Origin of the sequence: Pedococcus bigeumensis (assembly GCF_006438965.1) — a bacterium.
GTDB lineage: Bacteria > Actinomycetota > Actinomycetes > Actinomycetales > Dermatophilaceae > Pedococcus > Pedococcus bigeumensis_A.
In genome coordinates this window covers 677,414-701,296 of the sequence record NZ_RCZM01000002.1, presented here as the reverse complement: position 1 = coordinate 701,296, position 23,883 = coordinate 677,414, and the positions used below count along the sequence as shown (strand labels likewise).

General features: G+C 70.9%; 21 protein-coding genes. 11 read left to right on the top strand and 10 right to left on the bottom strand.

The annotated features are described in order from the left end of the window. Positions 1–19: 19 nt before the first annotated feature. Entirely contained in the window at positions 20–631 is a 612-nt protein-coding gene (locus EAH86_RS08265; RefSeq protein WP_140738789.1) for a YczE/YyaS/YitT family protein, read from the bottom strand. A gap of 37 nt (positions 632–668) precedes the next feature. Continuing rightward, on the bottom strand, positions 669–1,316 hold the full coding sequence (lipB, locus tag EAH86_RS08260) for a lipoyl(octanoyl) transferase LipB (protein ID WP_140738786.1): 648 nt from the start codon (positions 1,314–1,316) through the stop codon (positions 669–671). Between the two features lie 91 nt (positions 1,317–1,407). On the opposite strand from lipB, the gene EAH86_RS08255 reads away from it, so the two are divergent. Continuing rightward, positions 1,408–3,513: an MMPL family transporter gene (locus EAH86_RS08255; protein WP_338325235.1), complete on the top strand. Its 2,106-nt coding sequence runs from the start codon at positions 1,408–1,410 to the stop codon at positions 3,511–3,513. A 7-nt stretch (positions 3,514–3,520) separates the two neighbouring features. Here EAH86_RS08255 and EAH86_RS08250 read toward each other — a convergent pair whose 3' ends face one another. Next, positions 3,521–4,255 (bottom strand): peptidase E, encoded by a 735-nt coding sequence (locus EAH86_RS08250; RefSeq protein ID WP_140738780.1) that lies wholly within the window; start codon positions 4,253–4,255, stop codon positions 3,521–3,523. Between the two features lie 68 nt (positions 4,256–4,323). On the opposite strand from EAH86_RS08250, the gene EAH86_RS08245 reads away from it, so the two are divergent. Then, entirely contained in the window at positions 4,324–5,919 is a 1,596-nt protein-coding gene (locus EAH86_RS08245; protein ID WP_140738777.1) for a serine/threonine-protein kinase, read from the top strand. Here EAH86_RS08245 and EAH86_RS08240 read toward each other — a convergent pair. The 3 genes from EAH86_RS08240 to lpdA are packed head-to-tail and all read right to left on the bottom strand — an operon-like array spanning position 5,916 to position 10,237. After that, positions 5,916–6,827, bottom strand: a complete 912-nt coding sequence (locus EAH86_RS08240) for a TIGR01777 family oxidoreductase (RefSeq protein WP_140738774.1) — start codon at positions 6,825–6,827, stop codon at positions 5,916–5,918. The two genes, EAH86_RS08245 and EAH86_RS08240, sit on opposite strands and share 4 nt — an antisense overlap. A 23-nt stretch (positions 6,828–6,850) precedes the next feature. After that, positions 6,851–8,830, bottom strand: a complete 1,980-nt coding sequence (gene sucB, locus EAH86_RS08235) for a 2-oxoglutarate dehydrogenase, E2 component, dihydrolipoamide succinyltransferase (RefSeq protein WP_140738771.1) — start codon at positions 8,828–8,830, stop codon at positions 6,851–6,853. 15 nt (positions 8,831–8,845) lie between these two features. Next, entirely contained in the window at positions 8,846–10,237 is a 1,392-nt protein-coding gene (gene lpdA, locus EAH86_RS08230) for a dihydrolipoyl dehydrogenase (protein ID WP_140738768.1), read from the bottom strand. Positions 10,238–10,450: 213 nt separating this feature from the next. On the opposite strand from lpdA, the gene EAH86_RS08225 reads away from it, so the two are divergent. Both EAH86_RS08225 and EAH86_RS08220 read left to right on the top strand, forming a co-directional pair. Beyond that, positions 10,451–10,786 carry a hypothetical protein gene (locus tag EAH86_RS08225; protein WP_140738765.1) on the top strand — a complete coding sequence of 112 codons (336 nt, stop codon included), beginning with the start codon at positions 10,451–10,453 and terminating at the stop codon, positions 10,784–10,786. A 122-nt stretch (positions 10,787–10,908) separates the two neighbouring features. After that, positions 10,909–11,115 (top strand): DUF5302 domain-containing protein, encoded by a 207-nt coding sequence (locus EAH86_RS08220; protein ID WP_140738762.1) that lies wholly within the window; start codon positions 10,909–10,911, stop codon positions 11,113–11,115. Between the two features lie 178 nt (positions 11,116–11,293). Here the strand turns inward: EAH86_RS08220 and EAH86_RS08215 are convergent, their stop codons facing one another. Continuing rightward, positions 11,294–12,796: a leucyl aminopeptidase gene (locus EAH86_RS08215; RefSeq protein WP_140738760.1), complete on the bottom strand. Its 1,503-nt coding sequence runs from the start codon at positions 12,794–12,796 to the stop codon at positions 11,294–11,296. A 96-nt stretch (positions 12,797–12,892) separates the two neighbouring features. On the opposite strand from EAH86_RS08215, the gene gcvT reads away from it, so the two are divergent. The 3 genes from gcvT to EAH86_RS08200 all read left to right on the top strand — a co-directional run bounded on the left by gcvT (position 12,893) and on the right by EAH86_RS08200 (position 15,530). Next, complete coding sequence (gene gcvT / locus EAH86_RS08210; protein WP_140738757.1) at positions 12,893–13,999, top strand: glycine cleavage system aminomethyltransferase GcvT; 1,107 nt, start codon at positions 12,893–12,895, stop codon at positions 13,997–13,999. Between the two features lie 40 nt (positions 14,000–14,039). Beyond that, entirely contained in the window at positions 14,040–14,516 is a 477-nt protein-coding gene (locus EAH86_RS08205; protein ID WP_140738754.1) for an OsmC family protein, read from the top strand. A gap of 150 nt (positions 14,517–14,666) precedes the next feature. Then, the gene (locus EAH86_RS08200; RefSeq protein ID WP_140738751.1) at positions 14,667–15,530 is read left to right on the top strand and encodes an LLM class flavin-dependent oxidoreductase; all 864 of its coding nucleotides are present in this window, start codon (positions 14,667–14,669) and stop codon (positions 15,528–15,530) included. On the opposite strand, the gene EAH86_RS08195 is transcribed toward EAH86_RS08200, so the two are convergent. Then, complete coding sequence (locus EAH86_RS08195; protein WP_140738748.1) at positions 15,527–17,107, bottom strand: ABC transporter ATP-binding protein; 1,581 nt, start codon at positions 17,105–17,107, stop codon at positions 15,527–15,529. The two genes, EAH86_RS08200 and EAH86_RS08195, sit on opposite strands and share 4 nt — an antisense overlap. 23 nt (positions 17,108–17,130) lie before the next feature. On the opposite strand from EAH86_RS08195, the gene EAH86_RS08190 reads away from it, so the two are divergent. Beyond that, entirely contained in the window at positions 17,131–17,346 is a 216-nt protein-coding gene (locus EAH86_RS08190; RefSeq protein ID WP_140738745.1) for a hypothetical protein, read from the top strand. A gap of 16 nt (positions 17,347–17,362) precedes the next feature. On the opposite strand, the gene EAH86_RS08185 is transcribed toward EAH86_RS08190, so the two are convergent. Together EAH86_RS08185 and EAH86_RS08180 are read right to left on the bottom strand one after the other, a co-directional pair. Then, a complete protein-coding gene (locus EAH86_RS08185; protein ID WP_140738742.1) occupies positions 17,363–17,944 on the bottom strand; it encodes a DUF3043 domain-containing protein in 582 nt (193 codons plus the stop codon). Between the two features lie 71 nt (positions 17,945–18,015). Further along, positions 18,016–19,524 carry an HNH endonuclease signature motif containing protein gene (locus EAH86_RS08180; protein ID WP_140738739.1) on the bottom strand — a complete coding sequence of 503 codons (1,509 nt, stop codon included), beginning with the start codon at positions 19,522–19,524 and terminating at the stop codon, positions 18,016–18,018. A gap of 222 nt (positions 19,525–19,746) precedes the next feature. Between EAH86_RS08180 and EAH86_RS08175 the strand changes: the two genes are divergently transcribed. The 3 genes from EAH86_RS08175 (at position 19,747) to EAH86_RS08165 (ending at position 23,868) form a co-directional block, all read left to right on the top strand. Then, positions 19,747–21,111, top strand: a complete 1,365-nt coding sequence (locus EAH86_RS08175) for a dipeptidase (protein ID WP_241668269.1) — start codon at positions 19,747–19,749, stop codon at positions 21,109–21,111. 121 nt (positions 21,112–21,232) lie between these two features. Next, on the top strand, positions 21,233–22,618 hold the full coding sequence (locus EAH86_RS08170) for a GH1 family beta-glucosidase (protein ID WP_140738733.1): 1,386 nt from the start codon (positions 21,233–21,235) through the stop codon (positions 22,616–22,618). Next, positions 22,615–23,868 carry a saccharopine dehydrogenase family protein gene (locus tag EAH86_RS08165; RefSeq protein ID WP_140738730.1) on the top strand — a complete coding sequence of 418 codons (1,254 nt, stop codon included), beginning with the start codon at positions 22,615–22,617 and terminating at the stop codon, positions 23,866–23,868. Before EAH86_RS08170 ends, EAH86_RS08165 begins: the two co-directional genes overlap by 4 nt. The last annotated feature ends 15 nt before the right edge of the window (positions 23,869–23,883 follow it).

The following is a 23,883-nucleotide window of genomic DNA, read 5'->3' as shown; positions in this document are numbered from 1 at the left end:
GGTCGGCCCGGTGTGCTGGCTAGGCGCTGACCTTGCGGCTGTGGAACAGCGCCCTGGTGAGCAGGTCGACGGTGGGCCCGACGAACAGCGACACGAGCAGCGTGCCGGGCCCGACCGCGGCCCCGAGCGCCCAGCCGATCAGGCCGCTGATCGCCTGCAGCACCGTGTAGCTCCACTTGAACGGCATCGGCGGGTCGAAGGAGATCGCGGCGGCCTCCGCGGGACCCGCCCCGGTGTGCGAGGCGAGATAGCCCGCCACGCCAAGGGACAGCAGGGCAAAGGCGATGGCCAGCTCGACGAACCGTGCACCCAGCGCGTCGGGTGTCGGCAGGAGGGGGAGCAGCAGGCTGACCGTGCTTCCGACGACGACCGTCTGCACGATGGTGCCAACACCCGGCCGGGTGCCCCGGCTCCACGCCAGCGCGATGAGGAGCACCCCGACGCTGGCGTTGACGACCACGAACGGCAGCCCGGACGTCTTCGTGAGTCCGGAGATGAGGGTGGAGTAGCCGTCCGAGCCCAGCGCCGCGTCGAGCAGGCAGGCGACGCCGGCACCCAGGACGATGCACGAGAGCACCAGCTGCACGAGGCGTCGCGACAGGCTTGCGGGAGCGGTGTGCTTCGTGGTCAAGGGGATCTGCGAGGTGCCCGAGCGCCGACGGCGCCCGTCACGCGCCCGAGGCGAGGACGTCGCCGAGGTGCTTCTCGGCATACGGGAGCACGTCCTGGACGGTGACCACGCGCCCCGCCTCGCGGCTCAGCGAGCTCACGCCCGCGTCGTCGATGCCGCAGGCGACGATGTTGTCCGCCCACGAGAGGTCCGCGTCGCAGTTGAGGGCGAAGCCGTGCATGGTGACCTGGTGGCTCACCCGTACGCCGATGGCGCCGAGCTTGCGGTCCGGACGACCGCCCGGGTGGTCGTCGGCCAGCGCCCAGACACCGCTGCGGTCCTCGACCCGGGTGACCTCGACGTCGAACTCGCGGCAGGTGCGGATCATGACCTCTTCGAGGCGGCGCACGTGGGCGACCACGTCGATCGGTACGCCGTGCAGCCGGACGATGGGGTAGCCGACGAGCTGACCCGGGCCGTGCCAGGTGATCAGGCCCCCGCGGTCCACGTCGATGACCGGCGTGCCGTCGAACGGCCGCTGGTGCGCTTCCGTGCGCTTGCCGGCGGTGTAGACCGCGGCGTGCTCGAGCAGCAGCACGGTGTCCTCGCCACCCTCGACGACTGCGGCGTGCACCTCCCGCTGGTGCGCCCAGGCCGCCTCGTAGTCGACGAAGTCGGGGGCGAAGCCCACGTGCTCGAACCGCATGCGGCAAGCCTACGCCCGGTGCATAGGCTGACTGCACACACCGTCGAGCAGGGGGAGTTCACCGATGCGGTCACGTTGGACAGTTCGTCTGGTGGCGCTCGGCGCCCTCTTGGTCTGGCTGGCGGTGTCGGGCATCGGTGGCCCGCTCGTCGGTCGCCTCTCGGAGGTGCAGAAGAACGACAACGCGTCGTTCCTGCCGGCCAAGGCGGAGTCGACCGAGGTGATGAACGAGGTCGCGAAGTTCAGCGACACCGAGTCACTGCCGTTCATCATCGTCATGGAGGGCCGCGGCACGGTCAGCACCGAGCAGCAGGCGGCTGCACAGCGGTTCGTCGCCACCCTGCCCGGGCTCACCCTGGACCTGCCGGGAGAGCCGAAGCTGTTGGACTACCTCACCGAGACGCCGAAGGTCGCGATCCCGAGCCAGGACGGCTCGGCCCTGCTCCTGGTCGTGCCGATGAACGCCGTCACGTCTGCCGAGACCATCGGTGACACCGCCCCGCTGTTCGCCGCGGCTGACGCGCTGCGGGCAGCCGCGAAGACCGACCTGGTGCCCAGTGGGCTCACGCCCTACCTGACCGGACCTGGCGGAGTGACGGCCGACTTCGTGACCGCGTTCGCCGGGATCGACGGGATCCTGCTCGTGGTCGCCCTCTGCGTGGTCTTCCTCATCCTGCTCATCGTCTACCGCAGCCCGATCCTGCCCATCGCGGTGCTGCTGACCGCCGTCTTCGGGCTCGCCGCCGCCGCGCTCGTGGTCTTCCCGCTGGCCAAGAACGACGTCATCGGGCTGTCCGGGCAGAGCCAGGGCATCCTGTCGATCCTCGTCGTCGGCGCCGCCACCGACTACGCACTCCTGCTGGTGTCCCGCTACAAGGAGGAGCTGCACGACGAGGAGAGCACCTGGGTGGCGATGAAGAAGGCCTGGCGCGGGGCGGTGGAGCCCATCGTTGCCAGCGCTGCCACCGTCATCCTCGGACTGCTCTGCCTGCTGCTGTCCGACCTCGGCAACACCTCGGGTCTCGGGCCGGTCGGCGCCCTCGGCATCGCCGGTGCGCTGGTCTCGGCGCTGACCTTCCTCCCGGCCGTGCTGCTGCTCATCGGACGGGCCGCGTTCTGGCCGGCGGTCCCGCGGCTGGACCACGTCCACGCCCAGGACAAGATCGGCACGCGCGGGCTGTGGGGCCGGGTAGCGGCCCTCGTCGGCAGCCACCCCAGGCGTACCTGGGTGCTCACCCTCACCGGTCTGCTTGCGCTCGCAGCGTTCCTGCCGACCCTCAAGGCCGACGGCGTCAGCCAGTCCGACATCTTCCTCGACAAGGTGGAGTCGGTGACCGGCCAGGACGTGCTGGCCAAGCACTTCCCGGCGGGCTCGGGCAGCCCCATCCAGGTGCTCACTCCGGAGGCCAAGGTGGCGGCGGTGCTCACCGCCCTGCGCGGCGAGGACGGCGTCAACGACCCGTATGCCGGCGCGGCACCGGGTGCCCCGCCCAAGGTCGTGGACGGCCAGGTCCTCGTCCAGGCGACCCTCACCGAGGCAGCCGACAGTCCTGCGGCGACCGACGTCGTCAAGCGCCTGCGGGCGGACCTCGACACGGTCGGCGACGACGTGCTCGTCGGGGGTCAGACAGCGATGAGTCTGGACGTGCTCGAGGCGAGCAACCGAGATCTGCGCACGGTCATCCCCGCGATCCTCGTCGTCATCTTCGTCGTGCTGGCCCTGCTGCTGCGGTCACTCGTCGCGCCGTTGGTCCTCGTGGCGGCCAACGTGGTGTCGTTCGCGGCGACGATGGGTGTGGCCGCCCTGGTCTTCAACCACGTGCTCGACTTCCCGGGGTCGGACCCGTCCACCCCGCTGTACGGGTTCGTCTTCCTCGTGGCGCTGGGGATCGACTACTCGATCTTCCTGATGACCCGGGTGCGTGAGGAGGCGGTCGAGCAGGGGACCAGGCGTGGCGTGCTCGTGGGGCTGGCGGTCACCGGGGGCGTGATCACCAGTGCGGGGGTGGTGCTGGCGTCGACGTTCTCCGCGCTCGCCGTGCTGCCGATCCTGTTCCTCGTGCAGATCGCGTTCATCGTCGCGTTCGGGGTGCTGCTCGACACGCTCGTCGTGCGATCGCTGCTCGTGCCGGCCCTCAGCCATGACATCGGCCGACGGATCTGGGCGCCCAGCGCGCTGGCCCGCGGCAAGGACTAGCGACCCGTCACCGGGGCGTCGGGAGGCGCCGCGGCTCGATGCGCTCCTCGACGGCCTGGTCTCCGTCGCGGGTGACGATGAAGGCACCCTTGCCGTCCTGCTCCGTGACCGCCTCGACGAGCTCGGTACCGCGGTAGACCAGCCCCACCCCGTCGTCGGTGCAGTGCGTCGTCGGGAGCGTGCTGTCCGCGACGAGGCGGTGGACGAGCGGGCGCCGACGGGCCTCCGAGTCGTAGTGCACGCCGCTGGCGTAGGGCAGGAAGCCCAGGCCGTTGGTCACCGCGCGGAGCTCGGGGCCGAACGAGTCGGTCGTGCCGCCGGCATACCAGCAGATCGATCCGGCGGAGACGCCGGCGAGGACCACCCCGGCGTCCCAGACGCGACGGAAGGCTTCCTCCAGCTGGTGAACCCGCCACACCGCAAGGAGATTCGCGACCGAACCGCCGTTGACCCACACGACGTCCTGGTCGAGGAGGTGGCCCTCGATGTCCTCGGTGTTGGGCATGGGGAACAGGTGCAGGTTGGTGACCGCGAAGCCGGCGACGCGGCCGGCCTCGTCGATGTCGGCTGCAAAGTTCCGCGGGTCGCCGCTCGCTGTGCCGAGCACGGTCACTTTGGGTGTGCCGCCGGCCCCGGAGAGCTCGACGGCGTGGTGCACCAGGGCGTCGAACTCGAAACGGGTGCGCTGGGCGTAGCGGTAGCCACCGGAGGTGGCGAGGATCGTCGGCTGGTCTGCTGGCATGGCTCGACCCTACGAGGCCCTGTGGACAACTCTCAGGGCGGTCCCGCGCGACTGGGCATAGTGGCGGCATGAGCGCGGACCTCGCCCTGCACGCACCGGAGGTGCCGGGTTACGACGTGGGGGAGCCGCTCGGGCGCGGCGGCTCCGGCACCGTCTGGGCTGCGAGTCGCGTGAGCGACGGGGCGCCGGTGGCGGTCAAGGTGGTGGCCCTCGGCGCCGGGGCGGAGGCTGACTCGCTGGCGCGCGAGATCGCCGTCCTCGCCAGGGTCGACGTCGAGGGGCTGGTCGGCTTCCACGAGGCGGTCGGGCTCGCGGGTGAGCCGGCGTCGGTGGCCCTGGTCCTCGACCACGTGGGCGGTGGTTCGTTGGAGGGCATAGTGCGGGCGCGTGGCCACCTGAGCGTGGGGGAGTCGGTCACCATGCTGGCCCCCGTCGCGCGCGCCCTCGCCGGGTTGCATGGGCTCGGGGTCGTGCACGGCGACGTGCACCCCGGCAACATCCTGCTCGAACGCACCGGACGCCCTCTGCTCGCCGACCTCGGGGTGGCCTCCCTGGCCGGCGACGTGCCCGGGCAGCTCTATGGCACAGAGGGTTTCGTCGCGCCCGAGGTCCTCGATCGCGGCGTGGTCACGACCGCTTCCGATGTGTATGCCGTGGGCGCGCTCGCGTGGTGGTGCGCGACGGGTTCGGCACCGGCACCGGTGGCGCTCCGGCGGCCGCTCGAGGAACTGGCGCCCGGCCTGCCCGAGGCCTGGTCCGAGATCACCCGCCAAGCCCTGCGTGGTGACCCGGAGGCCCGGCCGACGGCAGCCGAGCTCGCCCTGGCCTACTACGACTCGGCTCCGTGCGAACCACTTCGACTGGTGGTCGGGAGCGACGAGACGTCGCTGCTGACCCAGCGGCTGCGACAGACCGGCGCCGCGCCACCACTGGAGCCAGCTGGTCCGCCCAGTTCTGGCGTCTCAGCCCTGCGCCAGCGCGGACGGCGGGTTGTCGTCCTGGCGGCAGCCCTCCTGTCGTCCCTGATGTGGTCCTGGATGTCGGCGCCGTTGCGCTCCGTGTCGGCGGTCGCGCGGTGGGGGCTTGAGCCGAGACGCGCGGCGGCCCTCGTCACCGTGGTGCTGCTCGTGCTCGGTCTGGGGGTGGGTGGACTGATGGCGGCTGGGCGCCTCACGACCCCGGACTGGGTCCACCCGTCGCAGGACCGCGCCGCTGGCCGGCCCTCGATCCTCGAGCCGGTTGCGTCGGGCTTTGACCCTGCAACGGATCAGGATGCCCCGCAACGGGATCCGCGCGGTCTCATGATGGCCCTCTCGACGCTGAGGGCGGACCTGATGACCTCGGCAGAGCTGACCGATCTGGCCAGGCTCGACGCTCCCGGCTCTGAGGCTCTCGCGCAGGACACGGCACTCCTGAAGGGCCTCGCTGCGTCGGGTCAGTCCTGGCAGGGCGTGGTACTGACAGTGACCTCGGCCCGCGCCGTGACCCACACCGCGACGTCGGCGACTGTCGATGCGGTGGTGCAGACGTCGGCATACCGGCTCGTCGACAGGTCGGGACGCGCGCAACAGCGGCCGGCGGTGGCGGGGGAGGAGATGCGGTTCGCGCTGGTCTGGTCGGCGGGTCGGTGGCGAGTCGCGAGCATCACCGGGGCTGCGAGCTAGGGCTGTTGGGACAGCACCCAGCGCAGCGCCGACTCGGCGCTCTGGTCCTGGTGGATGAAGCCCGAATCGGTCAGCTTGGCCGGGACGGCGCGCTTGCTGGTGAGCACCTCGTCGGAGAAGCCACCGAGGACCAGCTTGATCCCGAAGGCCGGGGCCGGCAGCACGGCTGGGCGGTGGATCTGCCGGCCGAGCTCCCGTGCTATGTCGACCTGGTGGTCGGGGTGTGGTCCGACGACGTTGACCGGGCCTTGGATCTCGGGGTGGTCGACAAGGTGCGCGAGAGCTGCGACGGTGTCGCGCAACGAGATCCAGGGCCACCATTGCCGGCCGTTGCCCAGGGGACCGTTGATGCCGAGCCTGGCCAGCGGCAGCATCCGCGACAGGGCGCCGCCGTCGGGCGCGAACACCAGGCCGGTGCGGGTGGTGGCCACCGACAGCCCGGCGGCGCGGGCCGGATCGGCGGCGGCTTCCCAGGCGCGGACGACCTCGCTGAGGAAGCCCTCGCCGGCGGTCGACTCCTCGGTGAGCACCTCGTCGCCGCGGTCGCCGTAGAAGCCCACCGCGGCACCGCTGACCAGCCGGACCTGCTGCCCCTGGGCCGCCAGGGTCGCCAAGGTCGTGGCGATGGTCGTGGTGCCGTCGACGCGGGAAGCGAGGATCTGCTGCTGGTAGGACGGCGTCCACCGCTTGTCCCCGACGCCAGCACCGGCGAGGTGGACCGCAGCGGTCACGGCCGCCAGGTCGGCGGGGTCCAGACGACCCTTGGTCGGGTCCCACTGGACCTCGTCCGGTGCCGAGGGCGGTCGGCGGACCAGCCGGACGACCTCGTCGCCGCGGGCGGTCAGGAATGCCGACAGCGCGCCGCCGATCAGTCCGGAGGCACCGGTGATGGCAACGCGCTGCGGCATGAGCTGCTCCTGGGTCTCGACTCCTAAAGACCGAGGTCGGAGTCGAAGTTGCCGTCCTCGAGACGCGCCTTCATCGTCGTGAGGAAGCGGGCCGCGTCGGCACCGTCGACGACCCGGTGGTCGTACGACAGCGCGAGGTAGACCATCGAGCGGATCGAGATCGTCTCGCCGCCGTCCCCGTCGGACACGACAACCGGACGCTTGACGACCGCGCCGGTGCCGAGGATGGCGACGTTGGGCTGGTTGATGATCGGGGTGTCGAAAAGGGCGCCACGGCTGCCGGTGTTGGTCAGCGTGAAGGTGCCACCGCCGAGCTCGTCCGGACCGATCTTGTTCGTGCGGGTGCGCTCGGCCAGGTCCGCGATCTTGCGGGACAGCCCGGCGATGTTGAGGTCGCCGGCGTCCTTGATGACCGGGACCAGCAGGCCACGCTCGGTGTCGACCGCGACGCCGAGGTTCTCGGTGCCGTGGTAGGTCACCTCGGTGCCGTCGACGCTGGAGTTGACCGACGGGTGGGCCTTGAGCGCCTCGACCGCGGCGAGGGCGAAGAACGGCAGGAAGCTGAGCTTGGTGCCCTCCCGCTGCTCGAACTCGGCCTTGGCCTTGGCCCGCAACCGGGCGATCTTGGTGACGTCGACCTCGACGACGGTGGTCAGCTGGGCCGACACCTGGAGCGACTCGACCATCCGCTTGGCGATGGTCTGGCGCAGCCGCGACATCTTCTCGGTGGTGCCCCGCTTGGGCGAGACGCCAGCCGGAGCGCTGGCAGCCGACGCCGCGGGTGCGGCGGCAGCAGGTGCGGCAGCGGGCGCTGCGGCCGGTGCGGGTGCAGCGGCGGCCTCCTTGGCTGCCTTGGCGGCCTGGGCCGCGTCGAGGACGTCCTGCTTGCGGATCCGCCCGCCGACGCCGGTGCCCTTGAGCGAGCCGAGGTCGATGTTGTTCTCGGACGCGAGCTTGCGCACGAGCGGTGTGACGTAGGCCGAGGCGTCGGTGTCGTCAGAGCCCGCGGCTGCGGGAGCCGGCGCCGGGGCTGCGGCGGGGGCGTCCTGCTTGGGTGCCTCCTGGGCCGGGGTCTCCTGCGTCGGCTCTTCCTGGGCCGGTGCTTCTTGGGCCGGGGCCTCCTGCGCGGGTGCTTCCTGGGCCGGGGCCTCCTGCGCGGGTGCTTCCTGGGCCGGGGCCTCCTGCGCGGGAGCCTCCTGCGCGGGCGCTTCCTGCGTGGGCGCCTCCTGGGCCGGGGCTTCCTGGGCCGGAGCCGCGCCCCCACCGGAGCCGCCGATGATGGCGAGGTCGCCACCTACCGGGACGGTGTCGTCCTCCTGGACCAGGATCTTGGTGAGGGTGCCCGCGACGGGGGAGGGGATCTCGGTGTCGACCTTGTCGGTGGAGACCTCGAGCAGCGGCTCGTCGACCTCGACGCTGTCGCCCTCTGCCTTGAGCCAGCGGGTGACGGTGCCTTCGGTGACGGACTCACCGAGTGCAGGCATCTTCACGGTCTCGCCGCCGGAGGACCCGGAGGACCCGGCGTCCGAACCGGAGTCGGAGCCGGCGGCGGGGGAGTCGTCCTGACCGGACGCCTCGTGCTGCTCGGGCTCGGAGGTCGCGGGCTGCGGCTCCTGCTCGGTGGAGGGTGCCTCGGCAGCCGGCGCCTCCTCGGCGGGCTGCTCCTGCGCCTGCTCCTGCTGGTCCCCGTCTGGCTGGTCCTGCGCCTGGCCGTCCTGTCCGCCGTCCTGCTGAGCGGGCTGCTCGCCGCCCCCGGACGTGTCCGAGCCATCGCCTATCACGGCGAGGTCGGCGCCCACGGGGACGGTGTCGTCCTCCTGGGCGAGGATCTCCTGCAGCACACCGGCTACCGGGGACGGGATCTCGGTGTCGACCTTGTCGGTCGAGACCTCGAGCAGTGGCTCGTCAACCGCCACCGTGTCGCCGACGTTCTTCAGCCAGCGCGTCACGGTGCCTTCGGTGACGGACTCACCCAGGGCTGGCATGGTCACGCGTTCAGACATCTGGTCTTTCTCCTCTTAGTTGTGCGCGTGGAGCGGCTTGCCGGCCAGGGCCAGGTGGGCCTCGCCGAGGGACTCGTTCTGGGTGGGGTGGGCATGGATCAAGGCGGCCACGTCGGAGGGCAGCGCCTCCCAGTTGTAGATCAGCTGGGCCTCGCCGATCTGCTCGCCCATCCGGGCGCCGATCATGTGCACGCCGACGACCGGGCCGTCCTTCTCGCGGACCAGCTTCACGAAGCCCTGGGTCTGCAGGATCTGGGACTTGCCGTTGCCACCAAGGTTGTACTCGTAGGTCTCGATCTCGGCGTACTTCTCGCCGGCCTGCGCCTCGGTGAGACCGACGGACGCGATCTCAGGGTCGCAGTAGGTGACCCGCGGGATCCCGACCTCGTCGATCACGGCCGGCGACAGCCCGGCGATCTCCTCGGCCACGAAGATGCCCTGCGCGAACCCGCGGTGCGCGAGCTGGAGGCCGGGGACGATGTCTCCCACGGCATACACACCCTCGACGCCGGTGCGCAGGCGCTCGTCGGTGGTCACGAAGCCACGGTCCAGCGTCACGCCCGCCTCGGCGTAGCCGAGACCATCGGTGACCGGCCCACGGCCCACGGCCACGAGCAGGAGGTCGGCCTCGATGGTGCTGCCGTCCTCGAGCGAGACGGTCACGGTGTCACCGGACTGCGTCGCGCCCGCGAACTTCACGCCGGTCTTGAAGGCGATCTTGCGCTTGCGGAAGGACCGTTCGAGGGTCTTGGAGATGGCCTCGTCCTCGGCAGCCACGAGCCGGGGCAGGGCCTCGACGATGGTCACCTCGGAGCCGAACGACTTGAAGACCGACGCGAACTCGACGCCGATGACGCCGCCGCCGAGGACCACGACACGCGGCGGGACGAAGCCGAGGGTCAGGGCCTGCTCGCTGGTCATGATGCGGCCGGCGATCTCGAGGCCGGGCAGCGACTTGGCGTAGGAACCGGTGGCGAGCACGACGTTGCGTCCGCGGATCTGGCGGCCGTCGACCTCGACGGTGGAGCGGTCGACCAGGCGACCGGCGCCCTCGACCAGCTCGATCTTGTGCGCCTTGGCCAAGCCCTGCAGACCCTTGTAGAGACGGGCGATGACACCGTCCTTGTAGGCGTTGACGCCGGACATGTCGACGGACTCGAAGGTGGACTTCACGCCGAACTGCGAACCCTCGCGAGCGGTGTCGGCGACCTCGGCGGCGTGCAGCAGCGCCTTGGTCGGGATGCACCCGACGTGCAGGCAGGTGCCACCCAGCTTGTCCTTCTCCACGAGCGCGACACGAAGGCCCAGCTCGGCAGCCCGGAACGCACACGCGTAGCCGCCACTGCCTCCACCCAGGATCACCACGTCGTACGTGGTCTCTTCGGTGGTCTCGGCGTCAGCCGACATGCTCGCTCCCTTGCGTCGTGTGCGTCGGACGGTCGCGTCGCTCACGGGTCGCGGTCAGTTCGTGGCCGGTCCGGATCGACACAGAGCATCTTGTCACTGATTGCACATCGGGGCGCAAGCAGGTCGACCGATGGCCCACGGGTCGGAAGGCGACGGCGCTCCGGTCCCGCGAATGGCGTCGGCTCGCGGCGACGCTCCCCGTATCGTTGCCCCATGGCGTGGTGGAAGCGGAGTGGCAAGCGGGCGGAACGGGGTCCGCGCGACGGCCCGAACATGGCGGTCGACCAACAGGCCGTGCGCAAGCACCTGACCGACTTCGCCACGAGCCGCCGAGGCGTCGAGGCCTATGTCGAGCCGCCGACGAACGTCACCGCCACCACCGTCATCCTGATCGCCTTCGACGGCGAGTGGACCCGTCGCGCGGCAGGCTCGCGCGACGCCGCGTTCGCGCTCGCGCGCAGCCTCGAGGTGCCGGTCTACGACGTGCTCCAGACGGGTTATCCCAACCGGATGCGCGAGTGGAACTCGCGCCAGCGCAAGAAGCAGTGACCGTATGCCGCGTGGTCGCCGCACCGGGTCAAACCCGGTGGTCCGACCAGCCGCGGGATGACACAGTTGAGGTAGACCTTCGGGCCGGAACCGGCTCGTCCGCACGAGGAGCAGGAGACACCATGGCCAAGTCCGGTGACGCAAAGAAGCCAGCGGGGCAGGGACCGAGCGAGGACATGAAGCGCAAGTTCCGCGAGGCCCTCGACAAGAAGCAGTCGCACGCCGGCAAGGACGTCTCGGACGACACCGAGCACGGCAAGGTCGACCATGCCCAGGCGGCGGCGACCACGGCGACCCAGCAGATGTTCCGTCGCAAGAGCGGTGGCTGAACTGCACCAGAAGTCGCAGCAGATGCAGCCGTAGATATATCTGCCAGAGGGGCCTGTCCGCATCGGACGGGCCCCTCTGGCGTTGCTTCTCAGCAGTTCTGGCCACTCATGCGCCAGCGGCCGGCATGTCGGCGCTCGCGGTGCGACCGGTGGCCGGGAGTCGCTGAGGAGAGCCAGGTCAGCCGGCGTAGCCCTCGACGAGCGCGAGGAGGGTCCCGACGCCGAAGCCGGTGCCGCCCTTGGGGGTGTAGCCCCACGGGGAGCCCTCGTTGTAGGAGGGCCCGGCGATGTCGACGTGGGCCCACGGCGTGCCCTCGGTGACGAACTCCCTGAGGAACAGGCCGGCCGTGAGCATCCCGCCCCACCGCTCGCCCTTGTGGGCGAGGTCGGCGACGCTGGAGTCGAGCTGGCTGCGCAGGTCGGTCGGCAGTGGCATCGGCCAGGCGGACTCGCCGGCCGAGGCGGCCGCGGTGCCGACCCGGTCGCGGAAGGTGTCCTCGTTGGCCATGATCCCGGCGACCCGGGCGCCGAGGGCGACCATCTGCGCGCCGGTGAGGGTCGCGATGTCGACGATGGCGTCCGGCTTGGCCTCGCCGGCCAGGCAGATGCCGTCACCGAGGACCATCCGTCCCTCGGCATCGGTGTCGAGGATCTCGACCGTGGTGCCGTTGCGCATCGTCACGACGTCGCTCGGACGCTGCGCGGTGCCGCTGGGCATGTTCTCGGCCAGGCAGAGGTACCCGGTCACCTTCACGGGCAGCCCGAGCTCGGCGGCGGCGAAGACGGTGGCGGCAACGGCGGCTGCCCCGGCCATGTCCGACTTCATGCCCAGCATCGACGCGGCGGGCTTGAGGTTGAGACCGCCGGAGTCGAAGGTGATGCCTTTGCCGACGAGGGCGACCGAGGCCTTGGCCCGAGGCGGGTTCCACGTCAGGGTCACCATGCGGGGCGGGTTGACCGAACCCTGGCCGACGCCGACGATGCCGCCGAAGCCACCCTTCTCGAGCGCCTTCTCGTCAAGCACCTTGATGGTCACCTTGGCGGTCGCGGCGGCGTTGCGCGCCTTGACCGAGTCGGCGAAGGACTGCGGGAAGAGCTGGTTCGGGGGAGTGTTGACCAGGTCCCGGGCGTAGGCCTTGGCGTCGGCAAGGATCCCTGCGCGGGTGGCCGCAGCCTTGACTGCCTTGACGCGGGCGTCGGAGGTGGCGACGGTGACCGTCGTGACGCCCTTGGTGGGCTGGGCCGACGGACCGCGCACCCCGGCATACCGGTAGGCGCCGAGGGCGGCGCCTTCAGCGACGGCGGCTACCGACTCGGCACCGGTCGTCGGGAGGGCGACGACGATCCTGGTGGCGTTCTTGAGCGAGCGGGAGGCGGCGCCGGCACCGCGTCGCAGCACCTCGTGGTCGAAGGCTGTCGTGCGCGCGGACGCCTTCCCGAGGCCGGTGAGGACCACCCGAGCAGCGGCCACGCCGGGCACTGCGGCGATGGTGAGCACCTCTTCCGCGGCGCCGGTCGCGTGCAGCGCGGCCAGCTGGGCGGCGACATGGGTGGCGGCGCCCCGAGGAAGACCGTGGCCGGCGGCGAGAGCCGCCTTGCCGTCGGTGTCGACCGTGGCGAGGACGAGGACGTCCGCCTTGAGGTCGTGGGCGGGGCGGTCGGAGACGTTGACGGTGGTCACGCACTCATCCTTCGTGTGGGGGCTGGTTGGCACCTGCACAGCGCAGGATAGCCGTGCGGGTGAGGAGTCGCGGTCGAGGGCGGTAGCGTTCGGCGCATGACCGATGGAGCCCTGAAGACCTCACCCCTGCACGACCGGCACGTGGCCCTGGGGGCCAAGATGGCCGACTTCGGCGGATGGGAGATGCCCATCGAGTACCCCGGTGGTGGCGTCGTCCGCGAGCACTCGGCGGTCCGCACGTCGGTCGGGGTCTTCGACGTGTCACACCTCGGCAAGGCGCGCGTCTCCGGGCCGGGAGCCAGGGAGTTCGTCAACTCCTGCCTGGCCAACGACCTCGGCCGCATCCACGAGGGCAAGGCGCAGTACACGTTGTGCTGCAACGAGACCGGCGGCGTGGTCGACGACCTGATCGCCTACCTGCGCAGTGACGACGACGTCTTCCTCATCCCCAACGCCGCCAACACCGGCGCCGTCGTCGAGCTGCTCGCCGCCGCGGCGCCCGAGGGGCTGACGGTCGAGAACCTGCACGAGGGTTACGGCGTCATCGCCGTCCAGGGCACCAAGAGCGACGAGGTTCTCGAGGCACTGGGCCTGCCCACGGGCCACGAGTACATGTCCTTCGTCGAGACCGACTGGAACGGCCACCCGGTCATCGTCTGCCGCACCGGCTACACCGGTGAGCGTGGCTACGAGCTGGTGCCTGCGTGGGAGGTGTCCGCACAGCTGTGGGACGCCCTCCTCGAGGCGGCCGCCCCGCTCGACGGGCTGCCGTGTGGCCTCGGCGCCCGCGACACCCTGCGCACCGAGATGGGCTACGCCCTGCACGGCAACGAGCTGTCCCCGACGATCAGCCCCGTCCAGGCCCGCGTCGGCTGGGCGGTCGGCTGGAAGAAGGAGGCGTTCTGGGGTCGCGAGGCTCTGGTCGCCGAGAAGGCTGCCGGTCCCGCGCGGGCGGCCTGGGGTCTGCTCGCGACCGGACGCGGCATACCTCGCGCGCACTGTCAGGTGAAGGTCGACGGCGAGGTGGTCGGTGAGGTGACGTCGGGGACGTTCAGCCCGACCCTCAAGAACGGCATCGCGCTCGCATTGCTGGCGCCGTCGGTCGCCGCCGGCGACGAGGTCGTCATCGACGTCCGTGGTCGGGAGGTCACGGCCACGGTCGTGAAGCCCCCGTTCGTGCAGGTCGACGTCCGCGAGGACTGAGCGGTCGGCCGGACGCTTGGTCGGGCCGGGAGGGATCGGTATGCCGGACAAGGACTTTCGCGGACACGTCTACTCCGCGCGGGTCGAGTGGAGCGGGTCGACGGGCATGGGCTACCGGGCCTACCCGCGCGCCCACACGGCGTGGACGCCGCCGGCCACCGAGGGCTTCGACCTGAGCTCGGACGCGCACTTCCGCGGTGACCCGGACCTGCCGAACCCTGAGCAGCTACTGGTCCTGGCGGCGTCGTCGTGCCAGCTGTTGTCGTTCCTCGCCGTCGCGTCACGGGGCGGCGTCGACGTGCTCGGCTATGCGGACGACGCGACGGGCGAGATGCCGGACGACATCGTGCCGCAACGGATCACCCGGATCGTGCTGCGCCCGGTGGTGACGGTCGCAGCCGGGACCGACCTGCCGACCGTCGAGCGAATGACCCACGAGGCGCACGAGCAGTGCTACATCGCGAACTCGCTCACCACCGACGTCGTCGTCGAGCCCGAGATCGTCGTCCGGACCTGACCTGACCTGATCTCCGGTCTGATCTCCGGTCTGTGCACAGACCGGAGACAGGCTGCGCAGAGACCCGCTCTCTGCGCAGAACCACCTGGATCTGTGCACAGACGTGAGCGGGTGCCGGCCGGTGTCAGGGGTCGGGGTTACGTTCGGACGATGAGATACGGCTTCGTCGTCCCGTACGCAGAGGCCCGCGAGTTCGCCGAGGTGGCCGCCCTGGGGGAGCAGCACGGCTGGGACGCCGTCTTCACCTGGGAGAGCCTCTACGGTGAGCACGCCTGGGTGACCCTGGCCGCCGCGGCCATGCAGACCTCGCGCATCCGGCTCGGCACGCTGCTGACGCCCGCCTCGCGACACCGACCGTGGGACCTCGCCTCGATGGTGAGCACCGTTGACCGGCTCAGTGGGGGCCGCGTCGTGATGTCGGTCGGGCTGGGTGCGCTGCACCCCGGGTGGACCCGGTTCGAGCCAGACGAGGGGCGGGCGCTGCGGGCGGCCAAGCTCGACGAGTCGCTCGCCGTCTACCGGGGGCTGCTGTCCGGGCAGCCCTTCACCTTCGACGGGGTCCACTACCCGGTCGGTCCGGAGGGCGAGGGCGCTCCGCCGTTGCCGCCGCCCCCGACCCAGCGTCCGCACCCGCCCGTGTGGGTGGTGGGCGCCTACCGACCCGGTCGGGCCAGCCAGCCGTCCCTGGAGCGTGCCTCGCGGTGGCAGGGCGTGCTGCCCACCGTCGCCGTCCCGGACGCCCAACCGGGCAGTCCCCACCTCACCCTTGACTCCGTGGCCGAGGCCCTGGGGGTCGTGCGCGAGCTGCGGAAGGGCGCCGGGATGCCGTGGGACGGCTACGACGTGGTCATCGAGGGCGACAGCACGGGTGAGTTCGTCAAGTCCGCGGGAACGCCTGACCAGTGGGCCACGATCGGCGCGACCTGGTGGGTCGAGAGCTGGTGGAGCGTGCAGCCCGGTCCAGCCGGCCTGGCCGAGATCCGACGCAGGGTGAAGGCTGGGCCACCCGGCTAGGGAGTGGCGGCGGCAGCCACGTCCGAGACCCGCAGCAGGGGGAGCGGGGCCATGATCTTGGCGACCTGGGGTGCGAACGCGGGGGAGTCGCTCAGGATCCGTCTCGCCGGACCGTCGGCTACCACCTCGCCCTCGGCCAGGATGACGGCCCGGGTGGCGACTTCCGCGGCCAGCTCGACGTCGTGGGTGGCGACGATGATGGCCCTCCCGGCCTCGGCGAGGTCGGTGAGCAGGATGGTGAGGCGCGCCTTGGCCGGGTAGTCGAGCCCGCGCGTGGGTTCGTCCAGCAGGACCACCTCACTGCCGCGAGCCAGCACGAGGCTCAGGGCGACACACATCCGCTGCCCCTCGGACAGCTCAGCAGGGCGACGGTCCCGGGCCAGCCTCGGCGCGAGGTGTTCGAGGACAGCCGAAGTCGCTCCGGCGGGAAGCATGAACGCCTCGTCGTTGGCGGAGAGCTGATGGTCGACGGTGGCGTCGGTCAGGAGGGCTTTCGGGTCCTGGGGGGCCAGCCCCGATCGTCCGGAGACAGCGGTGCGACCGGACGTGGGCTGCAGGGCACCGTCGAGGATGCCGAGCAGGCTCGACTTGCCGGCCCCGTTGCGACCCATCAGGGCGACCACCTCGCCGGGGCGAACCTGAAGGGTCACGGTTCGGAGCGCGACGACGTCCCCGCGAACCAGGCTGAGCCGTTGCACCTCGACCCTGACCTGGGTGCCGGCAGCGGGCGGCGCGGGTGCAGTGGGTGCGGCTAGCGCGGCTGGTGCGGCTGGTGCAGCTGCGAGGGTGGCGCGCAGACCACGAACCTGACGCCGGGCCGCACGAACGGACAGGGGAAGGGGGGTCCAACCCAGCCGCAGGCCCAGCTCCACGACGGGTGGCCTGATGGTGGACCTGGCCATCCCGGCTGCCGGGTGGAAGGGGCCGGTCACCAGCCCGTCCTCGACGAGGAGCACGGAGTCGGCGTGGTGGACCACCCGTTCGAGCCGGTGCTCGGCCACGACCACGGTGATGCCGACGTCATGCACCAGGCGGTGCAGTATCGCCAACACCTCTTCTGCCGCAACGGGATCCAGCGCCGAGGTGGGTTCGTCGAGCACCAGCACCCGGGGTCCGGCGGCCAGGGCGGCACCGATGGCGACTCGCTGCTGCTGGCCGCCGGACAGCTCGGCGACAGGACGGTCACGGAGGGTGGCGAGGCCGAGCAGGTCGAGGCTCTCCTCGACCTGGCGTTGGCCCGCGTGCGGGTCGTCGGCGCGTGGTCGCACCCCTGCGGCGATGACGGACTCCACGGTGCCGCTCATCATCTCGGCGGCAGGATCCTGTCGAACCAGGCCCACGAGGGCTCGGCTCCCGTCGGCGCTTCGGTCCCTCAGGTCCACCCCGTCCACGAGGACGCGACCGGTCACCTGCGCCGCGGCCGCCGGCCGGCCACCCAGGCACTGCAGCAGGGAGGTCTTGCCCGATCCGGTCGGACCGACCACGAGGACCAGCTCACCCTCGGGGACCGTGAAGGAGGCGTCGCGCAAGGCCGGCACGCCGGCATGCGCGACGGTCACTGCCTCGGACACGATCACGGAGCGAACCCTAGAGTGGAGGGATGAGCGATGCGTGGACCTGGACCTATGTCGATGCCGAGGGCAACGCGATGGCTGGCGACGAGCTGGTGACGACGGCGTTCCCGTCGCAGTCGGATGCCGAGAACTGGTTCGGCGAGTCGTGGCACGACCTGACCGACCTCGGGGTCGACGCGGTCAACCTGTTCCACGAGGGTGCCCTCGTGTACGGGCCGATGAGCCTGCGCGCGGCCGAGTAGGGCGCCGAACGCCCGGTCAGGTGGGGTAGTCGCCGCGCTTGGCGAGGGCCTTGGGCATCCGCGAGCGACGGATCTGGAAACCGCGCATCACGGCGTACATCGCCAGTCCGCGACCGACCTTGTCCTCGCCGAACTTCGCGATGAGCTGCTTCTTGAGGCGGCGCCACATGAGGAAACCGTCAACCGCTGCCGCCAGCAGGAGGCCATAGACGGAGATCGAGACGATGGCGAACAGCGCAGGGATGCGGATGAACGACAGCGCCAGCACCACGATCATCACCGGCAGCATGAACTCGCCGAGGTTCCAGCGGGCGTCGATGTAGTCGCGGATGTAGCGCCGCACCGGTCCCTTGTCACGAGCGGGCAGGTGGGCGTCGTCACCTGTGGCCATCGCGGCACGCTGCTTGAGCTGTGCCTCGCGACGCTTGACCTTGTCGGTGTCACGGGCCGCCTTGCGGTCGGTGACGACCAGCGGACGCCGGTTGGCTGCCTCCTGGTCCTTGCGCTTGGGCGTGGGCCGGTTCTTGGCACCCTCACGGGGCGCATGCCCGACCGCTTCGGCCTGCTGCTCGTTCAAGGTCTTGTTGCGTCCAAACACGACCTCACTGTATGCCGTGTGGCAGCCATCCCTTGAATCGCGAGCTCCTGGCTACTCGAGGCAACGGGCGTTCAGACGCCAGACTTCAGATCCCGGCGGACGAGGCGAAGCGGCGCGGGTTGACCTTCCACGGCGGGCTCTCGCCAGCGTTGCCAGGCGTCGGGGACGAACTCGATGTCGCGGGCACGCATCGGTCCGCCGCTGGGACTGGGGTACGGCCCGCACCCAGGAGGATCAGCTGCAGCCGCACCAGGGTCGGCCGGCACGAGCTCGGCCGCTGCGGGCGGTCGGATGGGAATGCCATAGCGGTTGCTGACGGTCAGCCCGTCCGGTCTCGTCGGGTCGCCAGTGATGGTGAGGTCACCGCGGTGGTGGGCGTCATGGTGGAAGGGGCAGAGGCTGACCTGGGTGTCGTAGTCGGTGGCGCCGCCGTCGGCCCAGTGGTCGAGGTGGTGGATCTCGACAAACCGGGTGGTGCTGCACCCGGGGATGCGACAGCCCCGGTCGCGGTCCTCGATGAGGCGACGGGTGCGGGCCGGGAGGATCCGCTGGTCGCGGCCGACCGAGATCGGACGTCCCTCGGTCTCCCAGAGTGGGGTGATGGTGCCGTCGCAGCTGAACCGTGCAGCCATCCGCGGCGTGATGGCGCCGCCGCCGTTGACCCAGCCGCCGTTGGTGTCGAGGTGGAGGTAGACGCGGTAGTGGCTGGCCCGGCTGGTGGAGCTGATGGTGGAAAGGGATCGGCTGGCGATCTCCGCGATCGCGCCGGCGTAGCTCGGTCGCGACGACGTCACACCTGTGAGCAGGTCGCCAGACTGAGCGCCCTGGGCAGGTGAGGCCCCGTCGGCGCCGGACGCTGCCGTGAACAAGGCATCCCTGGCTTCCTTGACGGCTTGCTCGACGAGAGCCCCGATCTCGGCGGGCGCGGAGTACCGCAGGTGGAATCGACCGGACTCGTCGAAGTGCATGGACAGGTCGGGGCGCGCGCATGCCCTGTCAGCGATCCGTTGTGCCTCCGCAGCACGGAGGGCTGCGAGTGGATCGTGCTGCCTGGTCGCTTCCTGAACGACCCCGTCGGACACGTCCCTGTGCGCATCGTCGCCCGTGGCTGAGTCGGTGCCATCGGGCGCGGGCGCGGTCGAGGGCAGTCCTGTGTCGGGGTCGAGGAACACCGACGTCGACAGCGCCCGCCTCAGCTGGGGGACGGTCGCGGTGCGGGCGAACTTGGCGATGCCGGCCTGGTGGTCGGCGCGGCCATGCCTGGCCACGACGGCGGCCTGGCCGATCGAGAGCTCACCTGCGGCGAGGGCGGCCACGGCATCGGGGAGCTCGGCACGGCGGCGCGCGATCCGCACCACGTCGCCCGCCTGGGCGGGGGACAGGCCGGCGCGAACCACGAGGAGGTGCTCTGGCGAGCTGAAGCCGCCATCGCCCCAGTGGCCGCCCTCGACCAGCTCGGCCGCGATGTCCACGAGCTCGCCGTGTGCCAGGTTCAACCTGCCGGCGACCTGCGCAGCCCGCTCCCACAGGGAGTTGGTCGTCGCCTCGTGAGCGACGACAGCTGCGGCGGTGATGGACATGTCTCAATCGTACACCTGTTCGAACATCAGTGCAAGACCCAGGGGAACGAATAGTGTTGACAGTAAACGGAATTCGAACATCCGATGTCGGTGCCATGTGGTAGCCACAAGGCCGCCGCCCGCACTGCCAGCCAGGCGTCTTGCGCCTCCTTTGTGGGCAGTCACGCTGGCCACGCGGCATACCTCGAGGTCGTGGCGGAGCCACGCGTTAGGCTCGCCGACGTGACTGACGACGTGCTGACCACCGACCAGATCTCCGCCCTCAAGACCACCGTCGCGGGCCTGATGCCCGGCCTGCGCAAGGACCTCGAGGACCTCACCCGTATCCCCAGCGTGAGCCTCGACGCGTTCGACCAGGCCCACGTCGAAGCCAGTGCCGAAGCCACCGCTGCGCTGCTGCGCGCCGAGGGTCTCGACGTCGAGATCGTCCGCGAGGGAGGTCGTCCCGCGGTCATCGGGCACATCGACGGGCCCGAGGGCGCACCCACCGTGATGCTCTACGCCCACCACGACGTGCAGCCCCCCGGTGACGACAAGGACTGGGACAGCCCGCCGTTCGAGCCGACCGAGCGGGACGGTCGCCTCTACGGCCGCGGTGCCGCTGACGACAAGGCGGGCATCATGGCCCACCTCGCTGCGCTGCGTGCCCACGCCGGCAACCTGCCCGTGGGAGTGACCGTCTTCGTCGAGGGCGAGGAGGAGATCGGCTCCGACTCCCTTCCGACCCTGCTGGAGAAGCACGGCGAGAAGCTGCGCGCCGACGCCATCGTCCTGGCCGACTCCACCAACTGGGCCATCGGGGAGCCCGCCCTCACCACCACGCTGCGTGGCCTGATCCGGGTCGTCGTCACGGTCACGACGCTGGACCACGGGGTCCACTCGGGCATGTTCGGCGGTGCCGTCCCCGACGCGATCACCCCGCTCATCCGCATCCTCGCGACACTGCACGACGACGCCGGTGACGTCGCGATCGCGGGCCTCAAGTCAGGCAAAGCCAGCGACCTGGCCTTCGACGAGGCACGGCTGCGCGAAGAGTCCGGTCTGCTCGACGGCGTCGAGGTGATCGGCACCGGCAGCCTCCTCGACCGGATCTGGGCCAAGCCGACTGCCACCGTCATCGGCATCGACGCGCCCTCGGTCGCCAAGTCCTCCAACACCCTGGTCCCCACTGCCAGCGCGAAGGTGTCCATCCGGCTGGCCCCCGACGAGGTGCCGATGGACGCGTATGCCGCGATGCAGCGACACATCGAAGCCAACATCCCCTGGGGTGCCAGGGTCGAGGTGCACCTCGACGACCAGGGCGCGGGCTTCGACGCCGACGCCGACGGGCCGGTCTACGACCAGGCGCGCGCTGCGTTCACGGACGCGTGGGGCGTCGAGCCGGTCGACATCGGTGTGGGCGGATCCATCCCGTTCGTGGCGTCGTTCGCCGAGAAGTTCCCCGATGCCGCGATCCTCGTCACCGGCGTCGAAGACCCCGACACCCGAGCCCACGGCGCCAACGAGTCGTTGCACCTGGGCGAGTTCGAGAAGGTCTGCGTCGCCGAGGCGGTGCTGCTCGCACGGCTCGGCGCCATGCCTCGCTGACCGCCAGCGGCTCCCGCCCGCCCGATGACGGCCTCGCTGGAAGCGCACCTGCCGAAGCGGCACCTGCTGGACGAAACGACACCTGCCTGACGCACACAGACACCTGCCTGAGGAGGCGGTTGTGACCGAGTTCCCCACTCTCCCAAGGGACTTCACCTTCGGCGTGGCGTCCGCCTCCTACCAGGTCGAGGGCGCCGTCACTGAAGACGGACGCGGCAGGTCGGTCTGGGACACCTTCTGCGACCGCCCCGGCGCCATCGTCGGCGGCGCGAGCGGTGCCGTGGCCTGCGACCACTACCACCGCCACCGTGAGGACGTCGCCCTGCTCGAGGAGCTCGGCGTCGACAGCTACCGGTTCTCGATCGCCTGGCCGCGCATCCTGCCCACCGGCGCCGGTGCGGTGAACGAAGCAGGTCTCGACTTCTACGACCGCCTCGTCGACGAGCTGCTCGAAGCCGGGATCGCCCCGACCGCGACCCTGTTCCACTGGGACACTCCTCAGGCACTCGAGGACCTCGGCGGCTGGACCGGCCGCGAGATCACCGAGCACTTCGCGGCATACGCCGGCATCGTGGGTGAGCGGCTCGGGGACCGGGTCGCGCGCTGGGTGCCGCTCAACGAGCCGAACGTCGTCACCATGCTCGGGTACGCGATCGGCAACCACGCGCCCGGAAGGTCGCTCGGGTTCGAGGCGCTCCCCGTCGCCCACCACCTCCTGCTCGGTCACGGGCTCGCGACCCAGGCGTTGCGCGCCGCTGGCTGCCGTGAGATCGGGATCGCCAGCAACCACTCGCCCGTCTGGCCCGCATCCACGTCACCCGAGGACCAAGAGGCGGCGCAGGTGTACGACAACCTGTGGAACTGGATGTTCGCCGACCCGGTGCTGCTCGGTCGCTACCCCGTCGAGGGGACCGAGCAGGGCTTTCCCACCTACCGGGACGGAGACCTCGCCACCATCGCGCAGCCGCTGGACTGGTTCGGGATCAACTACTACAACCCTGCGCTGATCGGGGCGCCCGGCGCCGGCCAGGACAGCTCCCAGCTCGACGGTGCCGAGCTCCCGCCGGGGCTGCCTTTCGAGAACCGCCGGATCGAGGGCTACCAGCGCACCGACTTCGACTGGCCGATCGTGCCCGAGGGTCTTGCCCAGATCGTGCGGACCTTTCGCGAGCGCTACGGCGACTCGCTGCCGCCCGTCTACATCACCGAGAGTGGGTGCTCCTTCCATGACGCGGACCCCGTCGACGGCCACGTTGCCGACCCGCGACGCGTCGCCTACCACGACGCCCACCTCCGGGCCATCGCGGCCGAGATCGCCGACGGCGTCGATGTCAGGGGATACTTCGCCTGGTCAGCGACCGACAACTTCGAGTGGGCTGCTGGCTACGCCGAGCGGTTCGGCCTGGTTCACGTCGACTACGACACGCAGGTCCGCACGCCGAAGGACTCCTACCACTGGTACCGCGACCTGATCGCGCACACCCGAGCGAACGGATCGCCATCATGAGTGCAGCCACCAACCCCACCCGCCCCCACGACGTCGTCATCTTCGGGGCGACCGGCTTCGTCGGCCGGCTCGTGGCGGAGTACCTCGCCGAGCACGCCCCCGATGGCGTCCGGGTCGCCCTGGCCGGCCGGTCGCGCGAGCGCCTCGTGCAGGTCCGCGCCACGCTGCCGCCGCGCGCCCGGGACTGGCCCCTGGTCGTCGCCGACGTGGCCGATCCGAGCTCGCTGCGTGCGCTTGCCGAGTCGACAACCGCCGTGGCCTCCACCGTCGGCCCCTACCTCCGCTACGGCCTGCCCGTCGTGCAGGCGTGCGCGGAGGCAGGCACCCACTACGCCGACCTCACCGGCGAGGTCCTGTTCGTGCGCAGGGCGATCGACGCCGTCGACGCCAGGGCAAAGGAGACCGGCGCGCGCATCGTGACGGCGTGCGGCTACGACTCGATCCCCTCCGACCTCGGGGTCCTGCTGCTGCACGAGCGCGCGGTCGCCGACGCCGCCGGTGGTCTGCTCGACACCACCCTGCACGCCAAGTCCAAGGGTGGCCTGAGCGGCGGTACCATCGACTCGTCGAGGGCCCAGCTCGAGGCGGTCAGCGAGGACAAGGCGCTGAGCAAGGTCATCTTCGACCCCTACGCCTTGAGCCCCGACCGGGTCGCGGAGCCCGACCTGGGCAAGGAGCGCGACGTCAGGTCGGTCTTCGCCGACGCCGAGACGGGCGAGTGGGTCGGACCGTTCATCATGGCTGGCTTCAACACGCGAATCGTCAGGCGGAGCAACGCGTTGCGCGACCACGCCTATGGACGCCGGTTCCGCTACCGCGAGGTCAGCGCCTACGGCCGTGGACTGCGTGGACGTCGCCAGGCGACCGTCTTCACCGGTGTGATGGGTCTGGCCATCGCCGGCCTGGCCAACCCCCGCACGCGGCCGATCTTCGACCGGCTCGCGCCGTCGCCCGGCGAGGGTCCCAGCGAGCAGAACCGGCGCTCCGGCTGGTTCGCGATGAAGATCCGCACGACCACGGAGACCGGGCGACGCTACCTCGCGACGGTGTCCGCCCAGGGGGACCCGGGGTATGCCGCGACGGCAGTCATGCTCGGCGAGTCCGCTCTGTGCCTCGCCCTGGACGGCGAGAAGCTGCCCGAGGCGGCGGGAGTGCTCACTCCCGCCACCGCGATGGGCGACGCGCTCGTGGAGCGACTCCGCGCGCAGGCCTTCACGCTGACCGTGGACGAGCTGCCCGACCGCCCCTGAAACTCACGGTCGGGT

What these genes read in the sequence shown, in the direction of transcription:
- lipB (WP_140738786.1), bottom strand. Translation starts at nt 1,316, where the DNA reads ATGCGGTTCGAGCACGTGGGCTTCGCCCCCGACTTCGTCGACTACGAG.
- EAH86_RS08250 (WP_140738780.1), bottom strand. Translation starts at nt 4,255, where the DNA reads ATGCCAGCAGACCAGCCGACGATCCTCGCCACCTCCGGTGGCTACCGC.
- EAH86_RS08245 (WP_140738777.1), top strand. Translation starts at nt 4,324, where the DNA reads ATGAGCGCGGACCTCGCCCTGCACGCACCGGAGGTGCCGGGTTACGAC.
- EAH86_RS08240 (WP_140738774.1), bottom strand. Translation starts at nt 6,827, where the DNA reads ATGCCGCAGCGCGTTGCCATCACCGGTGCCTCCGGACTGATCGGCGGC.
- sucB (WP_140738771.1), bottom strand. Translation starts at nt 8,830, where the DNA reads ATGTCTGAACGCGTGACCATGCCAGCCCTGGGTGAGTCCGTCACCGAA.
- lpdA (WP_140738768.1), bottom strand. Translation starts at nt 10,237, where the DNA reads ATGTCGGCTGACGCCGAGACCACCGAAGAGACCACGTACGACGTGGTG.
- EAH86_RS08225 (WP_140738765.1), top strand. Translation starts at nt 10,451, where the DNA reads ATGGCGTGGTGGAAGCGGAGTGGCAAGCGGGCGGAACGGGGTCCGCGC.
- EAH86_RS08220 (WP_140738762.1), top strand. Translation starts at nt 10,909, where the DNA reads ATGGCCAAGTCCGGTGACGCAAAGAAGCCAGCGGGGCAGGGACCGAGC.
- gcvT (WP_140738757.1), top strand. Translation starts at nt 12,893, where the DNA reads ATGACCGATGGAGCCCTGAAGACCTCACCCCTGCACGACCGGCACGTG.
- EAH86_RS08205 (WP_140738754.1), top strand. Translation starts at nt 14,040, where the DNA reads ATGCCGGACAAGGACTTTCGCGGACACGTCTACTCCGCGCGGGTCGAG.
- EAH86_RS08200 (WP_140738751.1), top strand. Translation starts at nt 14,667, where the DNA reads ATGAGATACGGCTTCGTCGTCCCGTACGCAGAGGCCCGCGAGTTCGCC.
- EAH86_RS08190 (WP_140738745.1), top strand. Translation starts at nt 17,131, where the DNA reads ATGAGCGATGCGTGGACCTGGACCTATGTCGATGCCGAGGGCAACGCG.
- EAH86_RS08180 (WP_140738739.1), bottom strand. Translation starts at nt 19,524, where the DNA reads ATGTCCATCACCGCCGCAGCTGTCGTCGCTCACGAGGCGACGACCAAC.
- EAH86_RS08165 (WP_140738730.1), top strand. Translation starts at nt 22,615, where the DNA reads ATGAGTGCAGCCACCAACCCCACCCGCCCCCACGACGTCGTCATCTTC.